A 16,047-nucleotide genomic window follows, 5' to 3' on the forward strand; every position below is an offset into this window, starting at 1 on the left:
TGCGGTGTCAGTGGTGACCACGAGTCGTCCTTCGTTGGAGGTTGGCCGGGCGGGGATGCACTCCCGAAAGCCGGGGCATCCGGGCTCAATCCTATCGGCGGGCGGCTCCGTCACACTGGCCCGGCCTCTCGGTAGACTGACCACAAGCCCCCGCACGAAGTACGAGAAGAACCGCCAGAGGAGACGACATGCCCATCGCAACCCCCGAGCAGTACGCCGAAATGCTGGACAAGGCCAAGCGTGAAGGCTTTGCATACCCCGCGATCAACGTGTCGTCGTCGCAGACCGTGAACGCCACCCTGCAGGGCCTGGCCGAGGCCGGATCAGACGGCATCATCCAGGTCTCCACCGGCGGTGCAGACTACTTCGCCGGGCAGAGCGTCAAGGCGCGGGCATCCGGCGCCCTCGCCTTCGCGGCGTTCGCTACGGAGGCCGCCAAGAACTACGGCGTCACGGTTGCGCTGCACACCGACCACTGCCCGAAGGACGCCCTCGACGGTTTCGTCATCCCCCTCATCGAAGCCTCCGAGGCTGAGGTGAAGGCGGGGCGTGGACCCATCTTCCAGTCGCACATGTGGGACGGCTCAGCGGTTCCCCTCGACGAGAACCTGGAGATTGCAAAGACCCTTCTCCCCCGAATGAAGGCCATCCACTCGATCCTCGAAGTGGAGATCGGCGTGGTCGGCGGCGAGGAAGACGGCGTCAGCCACGACATCAACGAGCACCTGTACACGACTCTCGAAGACGCGATCGCCACCGTCGAGGCGCTCGGCTTCGGAGAGAACGGCCGCTACATGGCTGCACTCACCTTCGGCAACGTGCACGGCGTCTACAAGCCGGGCAATGTCAAGCTGCGCCCGGAGCTGCTGCAGGAGATCCAGGATGGGCTGGCCGCCAAGTACGGCACCGACCCGCGGCCCCTCGACCTGGTCTTCCACGGCGGGTCAGGATCGAGTGACCAGGAGATCGCCACCGCGGTCGCCAACGGCGTTGTCAAGATGAACGTCGACACCGACACCCAGTACGCCTTCACACGCAACATCGCTGACACCATGTTCAAGAACTACGACTCGGTGCTGAAAGTCGACGGCGAGGTCGGCAACAAGAAGGTCTACGACCCGCGCTCCTGGGGTAAGAAGGCCGAGACGGCGATGGCCGCGCGCGTCGTCGAGGCAGCCACCCAGCTGGGCTCCGCTGGCAAGTCGATCGGCTAGTCCTGGTTGCGATCCGGCGCGGGAATCCGGAATCGCATGCTCAGCTCGTCGCGATCATCCCAGGTCAGGTCATCGACCGTTGCGCGCAGGGTGAGGTAATACGGAGCCAGCAACATCATCCGCTTGCCTTCCGGCAAGTCCAGGCGCATGGTCAACCCGACGGCGACCCCACCCTCGGGGCTGTCACGAAGCTCGATGGACAGCGTGTCCGGAATGAGTGCCGCACTGTCGAGCACGGCAACGATGAGACTTCGCACGGCGCCACGCTGCGCCTGGGTCAGGCGACCCGCACGATTGCCCGGATCCACCACCCGCAGCCCGTGCTCTGAGGCGAGCGACTCCAGCCAACTGCGGTCCACTGTCTCCAGCAACGCGTCTCGAACCTCCCGGCCCAACTCCGCGGCGAGGGTACGGTCACGCGCGGCGATGAACCCGTCGTGCGCCATCTGTTCGAGGAACGGGATCACCCGGTCGCTGAGCAGCTTCAACTCACCGCGGCCGGCATTCCACTGCGAGAAGTCGAACGTGCGATTGGTCGACAGTTCGGCCTGGATCGGCAACGTCGACCAGCGCACCACCCGTTCGACGACGAACGCGCTGAACATCGCGGTCGCGGTCGTGGCCTGCACCGGAACCAGCGCGGCGATCACGACGATCGAGACCAGCGACTTGGCGTCGGCGCTCGGATGGAAGGCCATCACCCCTACAACGGAGCAGACCACTGTGCTCAGCAGGCCGAATACGGTCAGAAGCACAGCGGAGTTGAAGGGCGCCAGGGCAGCCAACACCAGCGCCATCCCGAGCGGCGCCCACCACCGCCCGACATCGCCAGAGCCCACCCCCAGCCCGGAAGTGACAACACCCAGCCACGCCAGCGCCAGCGGCAACGCGGCATGTCGAATCAGGAACGGATTCAGCCTGGGCTTCGCCGGACGATGGATCGTCAGGCAGGCCAGCACAAAGCACAGCACGGCGGTGAGCTGAAGCACCGGACTATCGAACTCCCGCGCGGTGCCGAGGACGAAGACGCCACCGGAGACCGCCATCGCCAGCGCGAACGTCACCGGGAGGAATGGCCTGATGAACCAGCTGAGGGGATCCACCGATTGCGGCGATCGCGTGATGGTGGTCAGCAGCGGCCGGTCAGATGCCATGACTGTCTCGCGTTCCCTGACTCCTCGGTATTCCCTGACTGCTCGGTGGCGTTTTCGGCAGTGACAGCAGCACCGACGTTCCAATACCCGGCCTGGACCACAGGGTCGCTCGCCCGCCGGAGTCCTCGATACGCTTCACGATCGAGAGCCGCAGGCCCAGGCGGTCGTCACCGACAGCATCCGTTTCGAAGCCGTTGCCCTGGTCGACGACCATGATCATCACCTCGTCGGCGTTGTCGTCGATGAACACGTCGGCCGACGTGGTGCCGGCATGCACGAGCACGTTCTCCAGGGCTGCGCTGATCGCACTGAGGGCGGCGGAACGGCTGGGCGCATCCAGCAACGACAGGGCGGAACCGGAACCACTGATCTCGACAGTGAGGCCCCGCCACCGCAGGTCGCTCACCACACCGAGCAGCTCGAGATCGACCCGGCCGGACGCCGTCGGCTCGGTGGTACCCGCCATCGCCGAGGTGAGCCGCTGGATGTTGTCACGCAGGTGCCTGCGGTCATGGGCGGTGAGCACCACCCGGCCGTGGACGATCGCGGCCAGGTCGCTCAGCACGGTGTCGTGGACGATCGCCGCGGCCCTCGCCTCAGCGTCGCGCTCCTCGTCGAGCCGCTTCGTCTCCTCGTCGATGCTGCGGCCGTCCGGCATCCGCGCCGCCTGGTTGGTGGCACTGCGCCGAAGCCACAGCATCAGGATGACGATCAGGAGGGCGGCCAGCAGCGGTCCGATACCCAATTCGACGCGAAGACCGAGGGCGAGCTGCACCAGGGCGCTCGTCGCCTCTCCTGCCAGCAACGCGCCGGTCGTCCACTGGATGCCGCCGATCGGCCTGGCCGTGACGGCCCCGATGACGCAGAGCGCGACGATCGGGCGGTTGAGGAGGTATTGGTACGTCTCCCCGATCGTGGGGTCGGCCGTGAGCAGGGCCCATTGGTATCCGGCGATGCCTACAACGCTGGTCACCACGTAGATGATCGCGGTGCGCGGCCGGGGCCGCAGGAACAGCAGGATCAGCGCGGCAAGCTGGGCCGAGATGAACCCGATCGGCGCGATCACCGCCAGGCCGAGGCCCCGGTTCGTGAATTCGTCCGCCACCAGCACGACCGTGGCCACCAGCAGCACCGCCGCAGCAGCCCACCCGGCCTTTGTGATGGCACGCAGGATGACCAACGACGCAACGTCTCGTGGTGGTACCTGCAGGCGCACACTGCGAGGCTACGGGCTGGACGCCGGGGCGCGACGAGCCACGCTGTGAGCAGGAATCAGAACGAGCTCTGCGGCAGGTTCTCCGACGAAACGTTGTCGATGAAGCCCGGGTCGGCGAACAGGGCGACCGACACGATGACCATCATGGCGATGAAGGCCAGAACTCCCCCGAGGAGCGCGATCCACCACGCCAAACGTCCCCGCTTCATGGCGAACCAGGCGGATGCCGCGGTGGCGACCCAGATAACCACCTGCACCACCAGGGCGGTTATGCCCAGGCTGGCCGCAACATCCGCTGCGGGGTAGGTTCCGGCACCCAATTGGTCGTAAACGGTTTGCATGGCCTCGGGCATCGCCAGGTAGCCGGGGATGCTGTTCAGTACCAGGAACAGCCCGACGGCGAGGAGTACCAGGGTCACGACACGGTCCACCGGGTGCGCGGAGCCGGTAGCGGCCGGGCGCGCGGCAGGCTCGGCGCCTCGCGAGTCGCTGTCCCAAACCGGGGCGGGTGCGGGTGCTGCCGCTTCGGCAGGCCGCGGCTGAACGGCCTCGCTCGACGGCTCGGGCAGACCGCGTGCACGCTGCTGCTCCTCCGGAGTCGCGTACTCGCCGTACTGCGCGCGGGGGCGGGGCGTTTCGGCGGCGCCGGCCATTACTGGAGCTGCCAGTCGAGCTTGCGGTTCCGGCCGCCGAGGGCGCGTTCGTCCTGGTTGCCGTTCACGTCCTTGCGCAGTTCCTTCGGCAGCGAGAACATGAGGTCCTCCTCCGCGGTGACGACCGGCGAGACATCCGTGTAGCCGGCGTCGGCGAGGTCGGCCAGGACTTCCTGCACCAGAACCTCGGGAACGGATGCCCCGGAGGTCACCCCGACCGTGGCGACGCCGTCGAGCCACTCCTGCTGGATCTCGCTGGCATAGTCGACCCGGTAGGCGGCCTTCGCACCGTTCTCCAGAGCGACATCCACCAGGCGAACCGTGTTGGAACTGTTGGCGGAACCGACCACGATCACTAGGTCGGCCTCGGCGGCCACCTTCTTGATCGCCACCTGCCGGTTCTGGGTGGCGTAGCAGATGTCATCGCTGGGCGGATCCTGCAGGTTGGGGAAGCGCTCGCGAAGTCGGCGAACCGTCTCCATGGTCTCGTCGACGCTCAGCGTGGTCTGGGAGAGCCAGACCAGGTTGTCCGGGTCTGTGACCACGATGGTATCGACATCATCCGGACTGTTGACCAGGGTCGTGCGTTCCGGGGCGTGCCCCATGGTGCCTTCGACCTCTTCATGACCGGCGTGGCCGATGAGCAGGATCTGGTAGTCGTTCCTGGCGAATCTCACCGCTTCCCGGTGAACCTTGGTGACCAGGGGGCAGGTCGCGTCGATGGCCTGCAGGTCGCGATCTGCAGCTCCCTGGACAACGGCTGGCGAAACCCCGTGGGCGGAGAAGACCACGTGCGAGCCGCGCGGCACCTCCTCGACATCATCGACGAAGATGGCACCCTTCTTCTCCAGCGTCGACACGACGTGGATGTTGTGCACGATCTGCTTGCGCACGTACACCGGCGCCCCGTAGTGCTCGAGCGCTTTCTCGACGGCGATGACCGCGCGGTCCACTCCTGCACAGTAGCCGCGGGGCGCGGCAAGGAGCACACGCTTGTGCCCGGCGACGGGGGTATCCGTTAGCCTGTTTCGCACGGCTGGAATTCGGGGCGTCTCGACGTGCACTGCGAGAGCGCCGTTGGTGATGTTGCTCACATACCCGATTCTAGGCTGACCCGGCTGGTCGAGTGCTGGGCACGAACGTCGGCAGCACATTTCCACGAGGCAGGGAGCCAGCAGATGACGAACACGGATGCCCCGCCCACGGTTGACACGCCATGGCCGGTCGCCCTGCTGTCGGCCAAGATCAAGGGCTGGATCGACCGCCTGGGCTCTGTCTGGGTGGAGGGCGAGATCGCCCAATGGGGGGTCTCCGGCGGCAACATCTACGGCAAGCTCAAAGACCTCGAGGCTGACGCGACGGTCGGCTTCACCGTGTGGTCGTCGGTGCGGGCCAAACTGCCCGCCGACCTGAAACAGGGTGACCGTGTCGTCGCGCTGGTGAAACCCAACTACTGGGTCAAGGGCGGAACCCTCACCATGCAGGTGTTCGAGATGCGCCATGTCGGCCTCGGCGACCTGCTGGAACGACTGGAACGCCTGCGGCAGAAACTCAAGGCGGAGGGCCTGTTCGATTCCGGTCGCAAGCGCGCCCTGCCCTTCCTCCCTGCCGTGATCGGCCTGGTCACGGGGAAGGACTCCGACGCGGAGAAAGACGTACTCCGCAACGCACAACTGCGCTGGCCCGCGGTCGAGTTCCGGATGGCGTACGCGTCTGTGCAGGGCGACCGTGCCGTCGGCGAGGTGATCGCCGCCATCCGCCGACTGGATGCCGACCCGGACGTCGAGGTGATCATTGTCGCCCGAGGCGGGGGCGACTTCCAGAACCTGCTGGTCTTCAGCGATGAGGCGCTCGTTCGCGCGGCGGCAGAGGCAGTGACCCCACTGGTGAGCGCGATCGGGCACGAGGCCGACCGGCCACTGCTCGACGATGTCGCCGACCTGCGGGCGTCCACCCCCACGGATGCCGCGAAACGAGTCGTGCCCGATGTCGCGGAAGAGCTGAACAACGTGCGCCAGGCCCGAGCCAGGATCGGCACGCGGATGACAGGGATGATCTCCACCGAGATCGACCGGCTGGAGCAGCTGCGCTCCCGCCCGGTGCTGGCCGGGAGCGCCTGGCTGGTGGACTCGCGCGCGGAGGAGCTCTCGCGCTACGTGGGCCGCGGGCAGGAACTCATCGACCTGATGATCGAGCGGTCGGTCGCACGGGTCGACGACCTCCGATCCCAGCTGAGGGCACTGTCACCACAGGGCACCCTGAATCGCGGCTATTCGATCGCCCAACTCCCCGATGGCAGCGTGCTCAGACGGCAAGCGGATGCCCCGGGCGGCACCCGTCTGCTCCTCACCCTTGCCGACGGTTCAGTGCATTCCACCGTTGAGGCGCGCAGCGAATCCGTCTAGGGCGGCGCGGTACAGTGGAGGGGTGGCAGCGAACCCGGTAGACGTAGAAACCCTCAGCTACGAACAGGCGCGAGACGAGCTTGTTCGCGTTGTGGCAGAGCTGGAGCAGGGTTCGTCGACTCTCGAGCAGTCGCTCGCATTGTGGGAGCGGGGTGAGGCACTTGCGAAACGCTGCGAGGAGTGGCTCATCGGGGCGAAGGCCCGGCTGGATGCGGCACGCAGCGCCGCCAGCGGGCAGTAATGTCCCGAGGGAATGACCGAGCGCCCGAGAGGCCGATCGTCGCAGAACTGGGTCGCCCGGAGACCCCGCAGGAGACGGCGGACCGGAAGGCCGAGAGGTCCCGGCTGCACCGCTCGAACCAGACCGCACTGAACCTGGTTGCCGCACTCATCGTCTGCCTGGTGGTCGTGCTCCTGATCGTGCTCGTTGTGGTGCGGCCCGACCCCGAACCGCGGGAGCCAATCGATTACGCGGCGGCCGCGGAGCAGGCCCAGCCGACCGTCTCGGCACCCCTGCTCAGGCCTGAGCTGCCGGACGCCTGGGCCGCCAACTCGGCAGAGTTGAAAACCTCGTCAGGCGTGACCAGCTGGTACATCGGCCTGATCACCCCGAGCACCCAGTTCATCGGGATTCGCCAGGGCATCGACGCCAATGAGACATGGCTGGCCGCACAACTCGAGTTTGCGCGGGTGACGGGTGAAGCAACGATCGACGGAATCACCTGGCAGCTCTACGACAACCGCGACGCACGAGACGACCCGGGAAACCTGGCGTACGTCATGACGACAGAGCACGGCGAGAGCACGGTAGTCCTCTTCGGAACCGCGCCGACTGGCGAGTTCGAAACCCTGGCGGCATCCGTGTCGGCTGAATTGAAGGAAGGCGAGCAGTGATCGAAAGAACCGTCATGGGACCAACCACCCCGGCAAGAGCCTGGGAAGAGATGGTGGAGGGCAACCAGCGTTTCGTCGCAGGTGAGCCGCGGCATCCGCGTCAAGACGTCGACCGGCGCAGCAAGCTCATGCAACAGTTCCCGCACGCCGCCCTCTTCGGGTGCAGCGACTCGCGACTGGCCGCAGAAATCATCTTCGACAAGGGGCTGGGCGACCTGTTCGTCATCCGCAACGCCGGCCAGGTCATCTCTGACTCCGCGCTCGGTTCACTGGAGTACGCCGTCGAGCTGTTGCACGTGCCGTTGATCGTCGTACTCGGGCACGACGAGTGTGGCGCCGTCGCTGCCGCTGTGCAGTTGAGCCAGCCGGATCCCCCATCACTGCCCCCGCACATCCGCAGGCTCGTCGACTGCATCGCCCCAGCGGTGACGCGGGTGAAAGGACGACTGGTGGAGGGCGCCCCAATCGACCCGCTCGAAGTCGGCCGCGAGCACCTGCGCGATACCGTCGCCGACATGCTCACCGGCTCCGAGCTGATCAGCGCCGCCGTGGCCGCGGGTACGCTGGCTATCGTGGGCGCGAACTACCGCCTGCTCGAAGGAGTGGTGGTGCCTGACGTCGTCGTCGGAGACATCGAAGCCCCCAACCCCACATCCGTCTTGATAGAAGAGAGCGCAGCGCCGTGAGCAGCACCCCCGAATACCGCATCGAACACGACACCATGGGAGAGGTACGCGTTCCCGCGAATGCGCTCTACAGCGCGCAGACCCAGCGCGCGGTGGAGAATTTCCCGATCTCTGGCGCAGGCCTCGAGCCCGCCCAGATCGTGGCGCTTGCGCGGATCAAGCGCTCCGCTGCCGTCGCCAATGCCGAGCTCGGCAAGCTGGAGCAGAAGCTGGCGGATGCGATCGTCGCCGCCGCAGACACCATCATCTCGGGCGAGCACCACGACCAGTTCCCCATCGACGTCTACCAGACCGGTAGCGGCACCTCGTCGAACATGAACATGAACGAGGTGCTGTCCACACTCGCCACCCGCATCGCCGGTGAGAACGTGCACCCGAACGACCACGTCAACGCGTCCCAGTCGTCGAACGACGTGTTCCCGACATCGGTTCACCTGGCAGTCACCGGTGCACTGCTGAACGATCTCGTACCGGCCCTCGACCACCTGGCAGGCGAGCTCGAGGCGAAGGCCGACGAATGGAAGACGGTCGTCAAGGCCGGCCGCACACACCTGATGGACGCCACCCCGGTCACCCTCGGCCAGGAATTCGCCGGCTACGCCGCCCAGGTGCGCTACGGCATCGAGCGTGTGCAGTCGTCGATCCCCCGGGTTGCCGAGGTTCCGCTGGGCGGGACCGCGGTCGGCACCGGCATCAACACCCCGGCCGGCTTCTCCCAGCGGGTCATCGAGTTGCTGGCCTCGGACTCCGGCCTGCCCATCACCGAGGCACGCGACCACTTCGAGGCGCAAGGCGCACGTGACGGGCTGGTGGAGGCATCCGGTGCCCTTCGCGTGCTCGCCGTCAGCCTCACCAAGATCGTCAACGACCTGCGCTGGATGGGTTCCGGCCCCAACACCGGTCTCGCTGAGATCGCCATTCCCGACCTGCAGCCCGGCTCTTCGATCATGCCGGGCAAGGTCAACCCGGTCGTTCCGGAAGCGGTCGCCATGGTGTGTGCCCGTGTCATCGGCAACGACGCCACCATCGCCTGGGGCGGAGCATCCGGCTCGTTCGAGCTGAACGTCGCCATCCCGGTGATGGGTACCGCGCTGCTCGAGTCGATCCGCCTGCTGGCCAACTCGTCGCGCGTGCTGGCCGACAAGACGGTCAACGGGCTGGTAGCCAACGTGGAGCGCGCTCGCGCACTGGCGGAATCCTCCCCCTCGATCGTGACCCCGCTCAACCGGGTGATCGGCTACGAGGCAGCGGCCAAGGTGGCCAAGAACGCGGTCGCCAAGGGGATCACCATCCGCGAGTCGGTCATCGACCTCGGCTTCGTCGAGCGCGGCGAAGTCTCCGAGGAGCAACTCGACACCTACCTTGACGTGCTCAGCATGACAGTGCCGCCGAAGGCGTAAGCCGGGCTGGTTTCGATACGCTCGCTGCGCGAGCACTCAACCCACGACTTCGTCGCGCTACTGGCGGATTTCCTTCACCTCGGGGATCGGCGTCCCATCGAGGGTCTGCACTTCCCGGTCGCCAACCTCCGCGGCCAGGTCGATCGGCATCAGCAGTGAGTTCTGCACGAATGCCGGTCGGTCACACGCCAGGTGATCGACCGGGATGTCGTCCTGCCGGTTCGACATCCCCACGTAGAAGCCGACCTGCACGGTCGTCTCGGTTTCAATAACCACGGCATCACGCGGAATGCAGTCGCCCCAGGTGCGGATGTTGACCACCAGTTCTGCGCTGTCCAACGCCGGGAAGTCCTCCCCCGGTGTAACGCCGACCATGCCGCTTCGGGCAAAGTCGCCGGGCTCGAAACGCTTCAGCAGGTGCAGGTAGCGGGGCTGGTGCTCCTCGTTCTCGACCAGCTGGTATCCGCCGATCGGTGCCTCCACCAGTCCGGCGGGAACCGCATCCTCAGCCACGACGATGCGGTTGACCACCTGCGGCTCCGGCGCGACGCCCCACATCTGCTGCAGGGCGGTGAGCGGTGGCCGTGGCGGTGGAAGCTCCGCCAGGTACTGCACGACGCCGACGGCACCGATAGCGCCGAAGAAGATGACGCCGATGCCGGAAATCACTCGTTGGACAGCGAACGCGAACGAGCTCGGCTCGTCCGCCTGGGGGTTGCGGTAGCTCCACGCTGCGAGCACCTTCCACTGGCTGCGCGGCGAGAACAGTCCCCAGAGGAACACGAACACGACGCTCGCGATCACCACTGCCCAGAACCCCACACATCGAGACTAGGCGGTGCCGCGGGGTGCGCTGCGCCCCGCGGCACGTTTTGCGCCCAATCGGTCAGGCCAATTCGTTGGACTCCAGCATTTCGGTCACCAGGGCGGCGATCGCACTCCGCTCCGAGCGGGTGAGGGTGACGTGTCCGAACAGCGAGTGGCCCTTGAGGGTTTCGATCACTGAGGCGACACCGTCATGGCGTCCCACGCGGAGGTTGTCGCGCTGGGCGACATCGTGGGTGAGCACCACCCGCGAGTTCTGGCCGATCCGGCTGAGCACCGTGAGCAGCACGTTCCGCTCCAGCGACTGCGCCTCGTCGACGATAACGAAGGCATCGTGCAGGGAGCGACCACGGATGTGCGTGAGCGGCAGCACCTCGAGAAGTCCCCGGTCGATCACCTCGTCGAGCACGTTCTGCGAGACCACGGAGCCGAGGGTGTCGAACACTGCCTGCGCCCACGGGTTCATCTTCTCGCCGGCGTCCCCGGGGAGGAACCCGAGTTCCTGGCCGCCGACCGCGTACAGCGGACGGAACACCATGATCTTGCGGTGCTGCTGGCGTTCCAGCACGGCGTCCAGGCCGGCGCAGAGCGCCAACGCCGACTTGCCCGTTCCGGCCCGCCCACCGAGCGAAACGATTCCGAGCTCCGGGTCGAGCAGCAGGTCGATGGCGAGCCGTTGCTCGGCGGAGCGCCCGTGCAGGCCGAAGATGTCGCGGTCGCCGCGCACCAGCCGCAACTCGCCGCGAGCGGTGACCCGCCCGAGGGCGGAGCCGCGGTCGGAGTGGATGACCAGCCCTGTGTTGATCGGCAGGTCCCCCACGGCGCGGGTGCTGAGCTTCTCATCCTCGTACAGGGAGGCCATCTGGTCGGAGCCGAGGTCGATCTCCGCCATCCCCGACCATCCGGAGTCCGGAGCCTGCTCAGCCTTGTACTCCTCCGCTGCCAGCCCGATCGACGCCGCCTTCACCCGAAGCGGGAGGTCCTTCGAGACCACGGTGACGGCCAGGCCGTCGTTGGAGAGGTTGAGTGCGACGGCGAGGATGCGCGAATCGTTGTCGCCCAACTGCAGGCCGGACGGAAGCACCGCCATGCTGGAGTGGTTGAGTTCGACCCGCAGCGACCCTCCGCTGCCGACGGAGATCGGGAAGTCGAGGCGCTCGTGTTTCACCCGCAACTCGTCGAGGTTTCGCAGGGCCTGTCGGGCGAAGTACCCGATCTCGGGGTCGTGGCGTTTCGCCTCGAGTTCGCTGATGACCACCACCGGCAGCACCACGGCATGTTCGGCGAACCGGAAGATCGCGCGCGGATCGGAAAGCAGAACGGAGGTGTCCAGCACATAGGTGCGCTCGGCCTGCTTGGCCGGTGACGACGCCTTGGGCGACTTCTGCTTCTGGATTGCTGACTCGGTCACGTGCGCTCCATCCCCGGGGCACTCAGGCCGCGGTAACAGTTTGCAAAGGGCCACAATCAACGCGAAACGAGCTTATGTGGCCGCTTCGACCAGGCGCCATACCTGATGACTTGAAACTACGTGCAGGCCGCGGACAGCCCAGCAGCGACACGCCAGAATCAGCGAGCACTCCCCTTTTGGGGGCAAGCGCATCAGGCGCTGGCCGCGCTGAGGTAGCTGGCGAATGCGCTGCGCAGCAATTGCAGCGTCTCGTCGTCGGTGCTGGCGTGCACACTCAGGCGGACCGTGCCGGAACGCGCAGTGACCGTCACACCGTGGTTGTACAGTGACGCGCTCAGCACCGTCGAATGGTCGTTGTCCGGCGCGAGCACCACGATCCCGGCACGCTCGGCGGCGCTCCGCGGCGAGACGACCGGAATGGCGAACTCGTCTGCGAGGGCGATCACCTGATCCACACCGGCGGCCACCGCCGCGCTGATCGTATCGACCCCCACCGCGGCGACCTCCTCCAGCGCCGCGGCGAAACAGGCCTGGTCGCGCGGGCTCGGGTGGGTGATCCGGAACGCCGCCGCCCCGCGAACCACGTCACGAACCTCATCGAGTGGCATATCGCCATCGTCGGCGACCCACCCGGGGAGCACCGGATCCAGCTGCTCGGCCGCTCGCTCGCTGAGCGCGAGGAAGCCAGTGCCGTGGCCGGCGCGAGCCCACTTCTGACCACCGGAGACGACGACATCCGCCACCGCCCAGGCAGCCTCGGTGACCGTGAAACCCTGCACGGCGTCGACAATCAACATCCGGTCGCCGATCACCTGCCGGATGCCTTCGAGGTCGGCCAGGTAGCCGGTGCGGAAATCGACCAGGCTCACCGCGACCGCGGTCACGTCATCGCTCAGCTGGTCGCGCACCGTTCCGGGCGTGACGCGGCCGTACTCGGTCTCCAGCCAGCGGATCTCGAGGCGCCCAAGGGCGTCGGATGCCCTGGTCGCCGCATACGGAAGGCTCGGGAACTCGGCGGGAGACATGGCGACAACGCCGCTCAACCCGAACATGGCGTGGACCAGCCCGCTGCTGGTGTTGGGCTGGAATGACACTTGGGTCTCGGGGAAGCCGATCAGGCGGGCCACGGCCACCCGCACCCGGGAATCCTGGTTGAACGCCACATCGAGGCTTCCGAACCTCGCGCGGCTCAACGCCTCCGTCTGCGCGTGCTGCTCCGCGATGACGGCGTTGCCGAGCGGGCCGAAACGGGCGAAGTCGAGGTAGCCGGGTTCTTCAGAGAACCCGCCGATGTAGTCGTCAATCGTGCGGGAGCCGATCATCCGCCGAACCGCCGCTCGCGGGTGGCATACGCGCGCAGCGCGCGCAGGAAGTCCACCTCACGCAGGTCAGGGCCCAGTGCCTCGACGAAGTATAACTCGCTGTGAGCGCTCTGCCAGAGCATGAAGTCGCTCAGCCGCTGTTCACCCGACGTGCGGATGACCAGGTCGGGGTCCGGCTGGCCGCCGGTGTACAGGTGCTCGGCGATCATTTCCGGGGTGAGCACCTCAGCCAGGGCATCGAGGGTGCCACCCTTCTGCTCGTGCTCATTTACGATGCTGCGCATCGCATCCGCGATCTCCCGGCGCCCGCCGTAGCCGACAGCCAGGTTCACGTGAAGGCCCTTGTTGCCGACCGTCCGGCGCTGCGCCGACTCGAGCACGTGCACCAGCGGCTCGGGAAGCCCCTCCGTGGAACCCACGTGCTGCACCTTCCAGTCGCGGTAGTGCGAGAGGTCTTCGGCGAGGTCGGCGATGATCTCGAACAATCCGTCGAGCTCGTCGGTGGTGCGGCCGGTGAGGTTGTCGGTGGACAGCAGGTACAGGGTGGCGACCGAGATGTCGAGGTCATCGCACCAGACCAGGAACTCGCGGAACTTCGCCGCCCCGGCGCGATGACCGTGCGCGGCAGTGTCCAGCGAACGCTGCCTGGCCCAGCGACGATTGCCGTCGAGGATCATCGCCACGTGCCTGGGGAGCTCCTGCTTGCTCAACCACCGACGGATACGATTCTGGTACAGGCCATAGAGGATGCCGCGGCCTGACGGAACTTCCTGCTTTCGCACAGGCCTACGCTAGTCCACTCCCGGGCCGGGCGGTGTGCAGCACATTCCGCACCCCGCTGGAATAGGATCGCACCCATGGCAGCTGGGGACGCACGCACCGGAAACGACTCGGTCAGCACGGAGCCGGGCAGCGACCTGCCGAACGTTCCGCTCGTTGAAGACGAGGTGGCGCATGCGGAGGCGAAACCGACTTGGCGCGGCTGGATCCACGCCGGCACCTTCCCGATCGCCATCGTGCTCGGCGCCGTGCTCATCATGCTGGCGGATGGCGCTGCCGCCAAGGTGAGCTCGGCGATCTTCGTCGCGTCTTCCCTCCTGCTGTTCGGGGTTTCCGCGCTCTACCACCGGCTCAACTGGAGCGACAGATCGCGGCGCGTCCTCAAGCGCCTCGACCACGCCAACATCTTCCTGCTGATCGCCGGCTCGTACACCCCGATCACCGTGCTCAGCCTCCCGCAAGAGAAAGCCGTGCTGCTGCTGTGCCTGGTGTGGGGCGGCGCCCTGGTCGGCATCGGTTTCCGCGTGTTCTGGATCGGGGCACCGCGCTGGCTCTACGTGCCGTTGTACGTGCTGCTCGGCTGGGCAGCCGTCATGTTCATCGTCGACTTCTTCAACGCCAACCCGCTGATGATGACGCTGATCATCGCCGGTGGGCTCTTCTACACGCTCGGCGCGGTGTTCTACGGCCTGAAGCGCCCGAACCCGTTCCCCGGAAAGTTCGGGTTCCACGAGATCTTCCACACGCTGACCCTGCTGGCGTTCCTCTGCCACTGGACGGCGATCCTGCTGGTCGCCATCAACCCCCCGGTACTCTCTTGAGCCCGCTTCCACGATGACGGTGCTCGTCTTCGATGAGCCTGTTTATTGCGGCGTCATCGACGACAACAAGCGTCAACGTTCGGGTGTATCGGCGTCCGGCCCATCGGCGGGGCGGTCCTGCGTGCCATTCTCCTGGTCGAACAGGGCGGCGGCCTCGGCATCCAGCCTCTCGTTGACCTCCGCACGGTACTGGGTGCGCCGGATCCGCCGCACCATGTCGGTCACCAGCAGCACGACCAACGCGATGACGAGGAACGTCGCCACGAAGCCGATCACGCCCGGGGTCACCGAGTTCGGGTCGAACTTCGGCTTCTCCTCCGCCCAGAGGACCGACGTCGGCAGGAGCGCGAAAAAGCTGTTGAGCAAGGTCATACCGTGCCATTCTCGGGGTCAGTGATCCCGGCGAAGAGATCGTTTTCGGGTATGGGCGACTCCACCAGTGTTGTCACCAATTCGTAGTCCTCAAACGGCCACGCCTTCCGCTGCAGGTCGTTCGGCCAGAAGAAGAACGAGCTGTCCGGGGACACCTGGCTGGCATGGGCGCGGAGGGCGCGGTCGCGATGCTCGAAGAAGTCGCCGCACGGCACCTGCGTCGTCGCCAGGTACGGCCGGTCTCGCATCCAGCCCCGCATCTCCTCGAACTCGGCGATCAGCGGCGACTGCGGGTCGTGGGCGACCAGAGCCTCATACATGGCTTCCATGCGCCTGGTGCTGAAGATGCGGTCGTAGTACAGCTTCGACACCCGCCAGGCCGGCCCCGCCTCGGGGTAGCGACTCGGGTCGGCAGCCGCGGCGAACGCCTCCACCGACACCTCATGCGTGCGGATGTGGTCGGGGTGCGGATAGCCGCCGTTCTCGTCGTAGGTCACCAGCACCTGCGGCCGGAACTCGCGAATCACCTTCACCAGCGGTGCGGCAGAGTGCTCGAGCGGGATAAGGGCGAAGCAATCCGGCGGCAGCGGGTCGCCCTCGTCAGGAAGCCCGGAATCGAAGTAGCCGAGCCAACGGTGCTGGATGCCCATGGCATCCTGTGCCGTTGCCATCTCACCGCGACGAAAACCACCCATGTCGCGGTCGGCCGCAGCGCGATTGGCCAGCCCCTCGTTCAGCACGTCGCCGCGCTCGCCACCGGTGCAGGAGACGACCATCACCTCGACGCCGCGCGCGGCATAGTAAGCGTAGGTTGCGGCACCCTTGCTCGACTCGTCGTCCGGATGCGCGTGCACGGCAAGCAAACGCAGTGTCACCTGAGGTCCTCCAATGCGA

General features: G+C 66.6%; 17 protein-coding genes. 7 read left to right on the top strand and 10 right to left on the bottom strand.

Annotated elements, in window-relative coordinates:
* Positions 1–188: 188 nt before the first annotated feature.
* Positions 189–1,214: a class II fructose-bisphosphate aldolase gene (gene fbaA / locus ACX3O0_RS09370; RefSeq protein ID WP_459107543.1), complete on the top strand. Its 1,026-nt coding sequence runs from the start codon at positions 189–191 to the stop codon at positions 1,212–1,214.
* Here the strand turns inward: fbaA and ACX3O0_RS09375 are convergent.
* From ACX3O0_RS09375 to ACX3O0_RS09390, 4 genes are read right to left on the bottom strand one after another with little or no spacing between them, the layout of a single operon-like run.
* On the bottom strand, positions 1,211–2,368 hold the full coding sequence (locus ACX3O0_RS09375; RefSeq protein WP_459107544.1) for a hypothetical protein: 1,158 nt from the start codon (positions 2,366–2,368) through the stop codon (positions 1,211–1,213). The genes fbaA and ACX3O0_RS09375 overlap by 4 nt on opposite strands.
* On the bottom strand, positions 2,358–3,584 hold the full coding sequence (locus ACX3O0_RS09380; protein WP_459107545.1) for an ATP-binding protein: 1,227 nt from the start codon (positions 3,582–3,584) through the stop codon (positions 2,358–2,360). The genes ACX3O0_RS09375 and ACX3O0_RS09380 overlap by 11 nt, the downstream gene beginning before the upstream one ends.
* A gap of 56 nt (positions 3,585–3,640) precedes the next feature.
* Positions 3,641–4,237, bottom strand: a complete 597-nt coding sequence (locus ACX3O0_RS09385; RefSeq protein ID WP_459088218.1) for a DUF6264 family protein — start codon at positions 4,235–4,237, stop codon at positions 3,641–3,643.
* The gene (locus ACX3O0_RS09390) at positions 4,237–5,331 is read right to left on the bottom strand and encodes a 4-hydroxy-3-methylbut-2-enyl diphosphate reductase (RefSeq protein WP_459088220.1); all 1,095 of its coding nucleotides are present in this window, start codon (positions 5,329–5,331) and stop codon (positions 4,237–4,239) included. The genes ACX3O0_RS09385 and ACX3O0_RS09390 overlap by 1 nt, the downstream gene beginning before the upstream one ends.
* Before the next feature lie 84 nt (positions 5,332–5,415).
* Between ACX3O0_RS09390 and xseA the strand changes: the two genes are divergently transcribed.
* Genes xseA through ACX3O0_RS09415 form a run of 5 tightly spaced genes read left to right on the top strand, consistent with a single transcriptional unit; the run spans position 5,416 to position 9,622 of the window.
* Positions 5,416–6,642: an exodeoxyribonuclease VII large subunit gene (gene xseA / locus ACX3O0_RS09395; RefSeq protein ID WP_459088222.1), complete on the top strand. Its 1,227-nt coding sequence runs from the start codon at positions 5,416–5,418 to the stop codon at positions 6,640–6,642.
* The gene (locus tag ACX3O0_RS09400) at positions 6,557–6,883 is read left to right on the top strand and encodes an exodeoxyribonuclease VII small subunit (protein ID WP_459088224.1); all 327 of its coding nucleotides are present in this window, start codon (positions 6,557–6,559) and stop codon (positions 6,881–6,883) included. Before xseA ends, ACX3O0_RS09400 begins: the two co-directional genes overlap by 86 nt.
* Positions 6,883–7,536, top strand: a complete 654-nt coding sequence (locus tag ACX3O0_RS09405; protein WP_459107546.1) for a DUF4245 domain-containing protein — start codon at positions 6,883–6,885, stop codon at positions 7,534–7,536. The genes ACX3O0_RS09400 and ACX3O0_RS09405 overlap by 1 nt, the downstream gene beginning before the upstream one ends.
* A gap of 14 nt (positions 7,537–7,550) precedes the next feature.
* Positions 7,551–8,222 carry a carbonic anhydrase gene (locus ACX3O0_RS09410; RefSeq protein WP_459089802.1) on the top strand — a complete coding sequence of 224 codons (672 nt, stop codon included), beginning with the start codon at positions 7,551–7,553 and terminating at the stop codon, positions 8,220–8,222.
* The gene (locus ACX3O0_RS09415) at positions 8,219–9,622 is read left to right on the top strand and encodes a class II fumarate hydratase (RefSeq protein ID WP_459088228.1); all 1,404 of its coding nucleotides are present in this window, start codon (positions 8,219–8,221) and stop codon (positions 9,620–9,622) included. The genes ACX3O0_RS09410 and ACX3O0_RS09415 overlap by 4 nt, the downstream gene beginning before the upstream one ends.
* A 57-nt stretch (positions 9,623–9,679) precedes the next feature.
* Here ACX3O0_RS09415 and ACX3O0_RS09420 read toward each other — a convergent pair whose 3' ends face one another.
* The 4 genes from ACX3O0_RS09420 to ACX3O0_RS09435 form a co-directional block, all read right to left on the bottom strand.
* Positions 9,680–10,444 carry a cytochrome c oxidase subunit II gene (locus ACX3O0_RS09420; RefSeq protein WP_459088230.1) on the bottom strand — a complete coding sequence of 255 codons (765 nt, stop codon included), beginning with the start codon at positions 10,442–10,444 and terminating at the stop codon, positions 9,680–9,682.
* A gap of 64 nt (positions 10,445–10,508) precedes the next feature.
* Positions 10,509–11,843: a PhoH family protein gene (locus ACX3O0_RS09425; protein ID WP_459089804.1), complete on the bottom strand. Its 1,335-nt coding sequence runs from the start codon at positions 11,841–11,843 to the stop codon at positions 10,509–10,511.
* A 206-nt stretch (positions 11,844–12,049) separates the two neighbouring features.
* Positions 12,050–13,180, bottom strand: coding sequence for an aminotransferase class V-fold PLP-dependent enzyme (locus ACX3O0_RS09430; RefSeq protein ID WP_459107547.1), 1,131 nt, complete (start codon positions 13,178–13,180; stop codon positions 12,050–12,052).
* Entirely contained in the window at positions 13,177–13,962 is a 786-nt protein-coding gene (locus ACX3O0_RS09435; protein WP_459107548.1) for an isoprenyl transferase, read from the bottom strand. The genes ACX3O0_RS09430 and ACX3O0_RS09435 overlap by 4 nt, the downstream gene beginning before the upstream one ends.
* Positions 13,963–14,037: 75 nt before the next feature.
* Between ACX3O0_RS09435 and trhA the strand changes: the two genes are divergently transcribed.
* Positions 14,038–14,781 (top strand): PAQR family membrane homeostasis protein TrhA, encoded by a 744-nt coding sequence (trhA, locus tag ACX3O0_RS09440; RefSeq protein WP_459107549.1) that lies wholly within the window; start codon positions 14,038–14,040, stop codon positions 14,779–14,781.
* A gap of 72 nt (positions 14,782–14,853) precedes the next feature.
* Here trhA and ACX3O0_RS09445 read toward each other — a convergent pair whose 3' ends face one another.
* Both ACX3O0_RS09445 and mca read right to left on the bottom strand, forming a co-directional pair.
* On the bottom strand, positions 14,854–15,153 hold the full coding sequence (locus ACX3O0_RS09445) for a hypothetical protein (RefSeq protein WP_459107550.1): 300 nt from the start codon (positions 15,151–15,153) through the stop codon (positions 14,854–14,856).
* Complete coding sequence (gene mca, locus ACX3O0_RS09450) at positions 15,150–16,028, bottom strand: mycothiol conjugate amidase Mca (protein WP_459088240.1); 879 nt, start codon at positions 16,026–16,028, stop codon at positions 15,150–15,152. The genes ACX3O0_RS09445 and mca overlap by 4 nt, the downstream gene beginning before the upstream one ends.
* Between the last annotated feature and the right edge of the window lie 19 nt (positions 16,029–16,047).

It is taken from the genome of Homoserinimonas sp. A447, assembly GCF_054489325.1.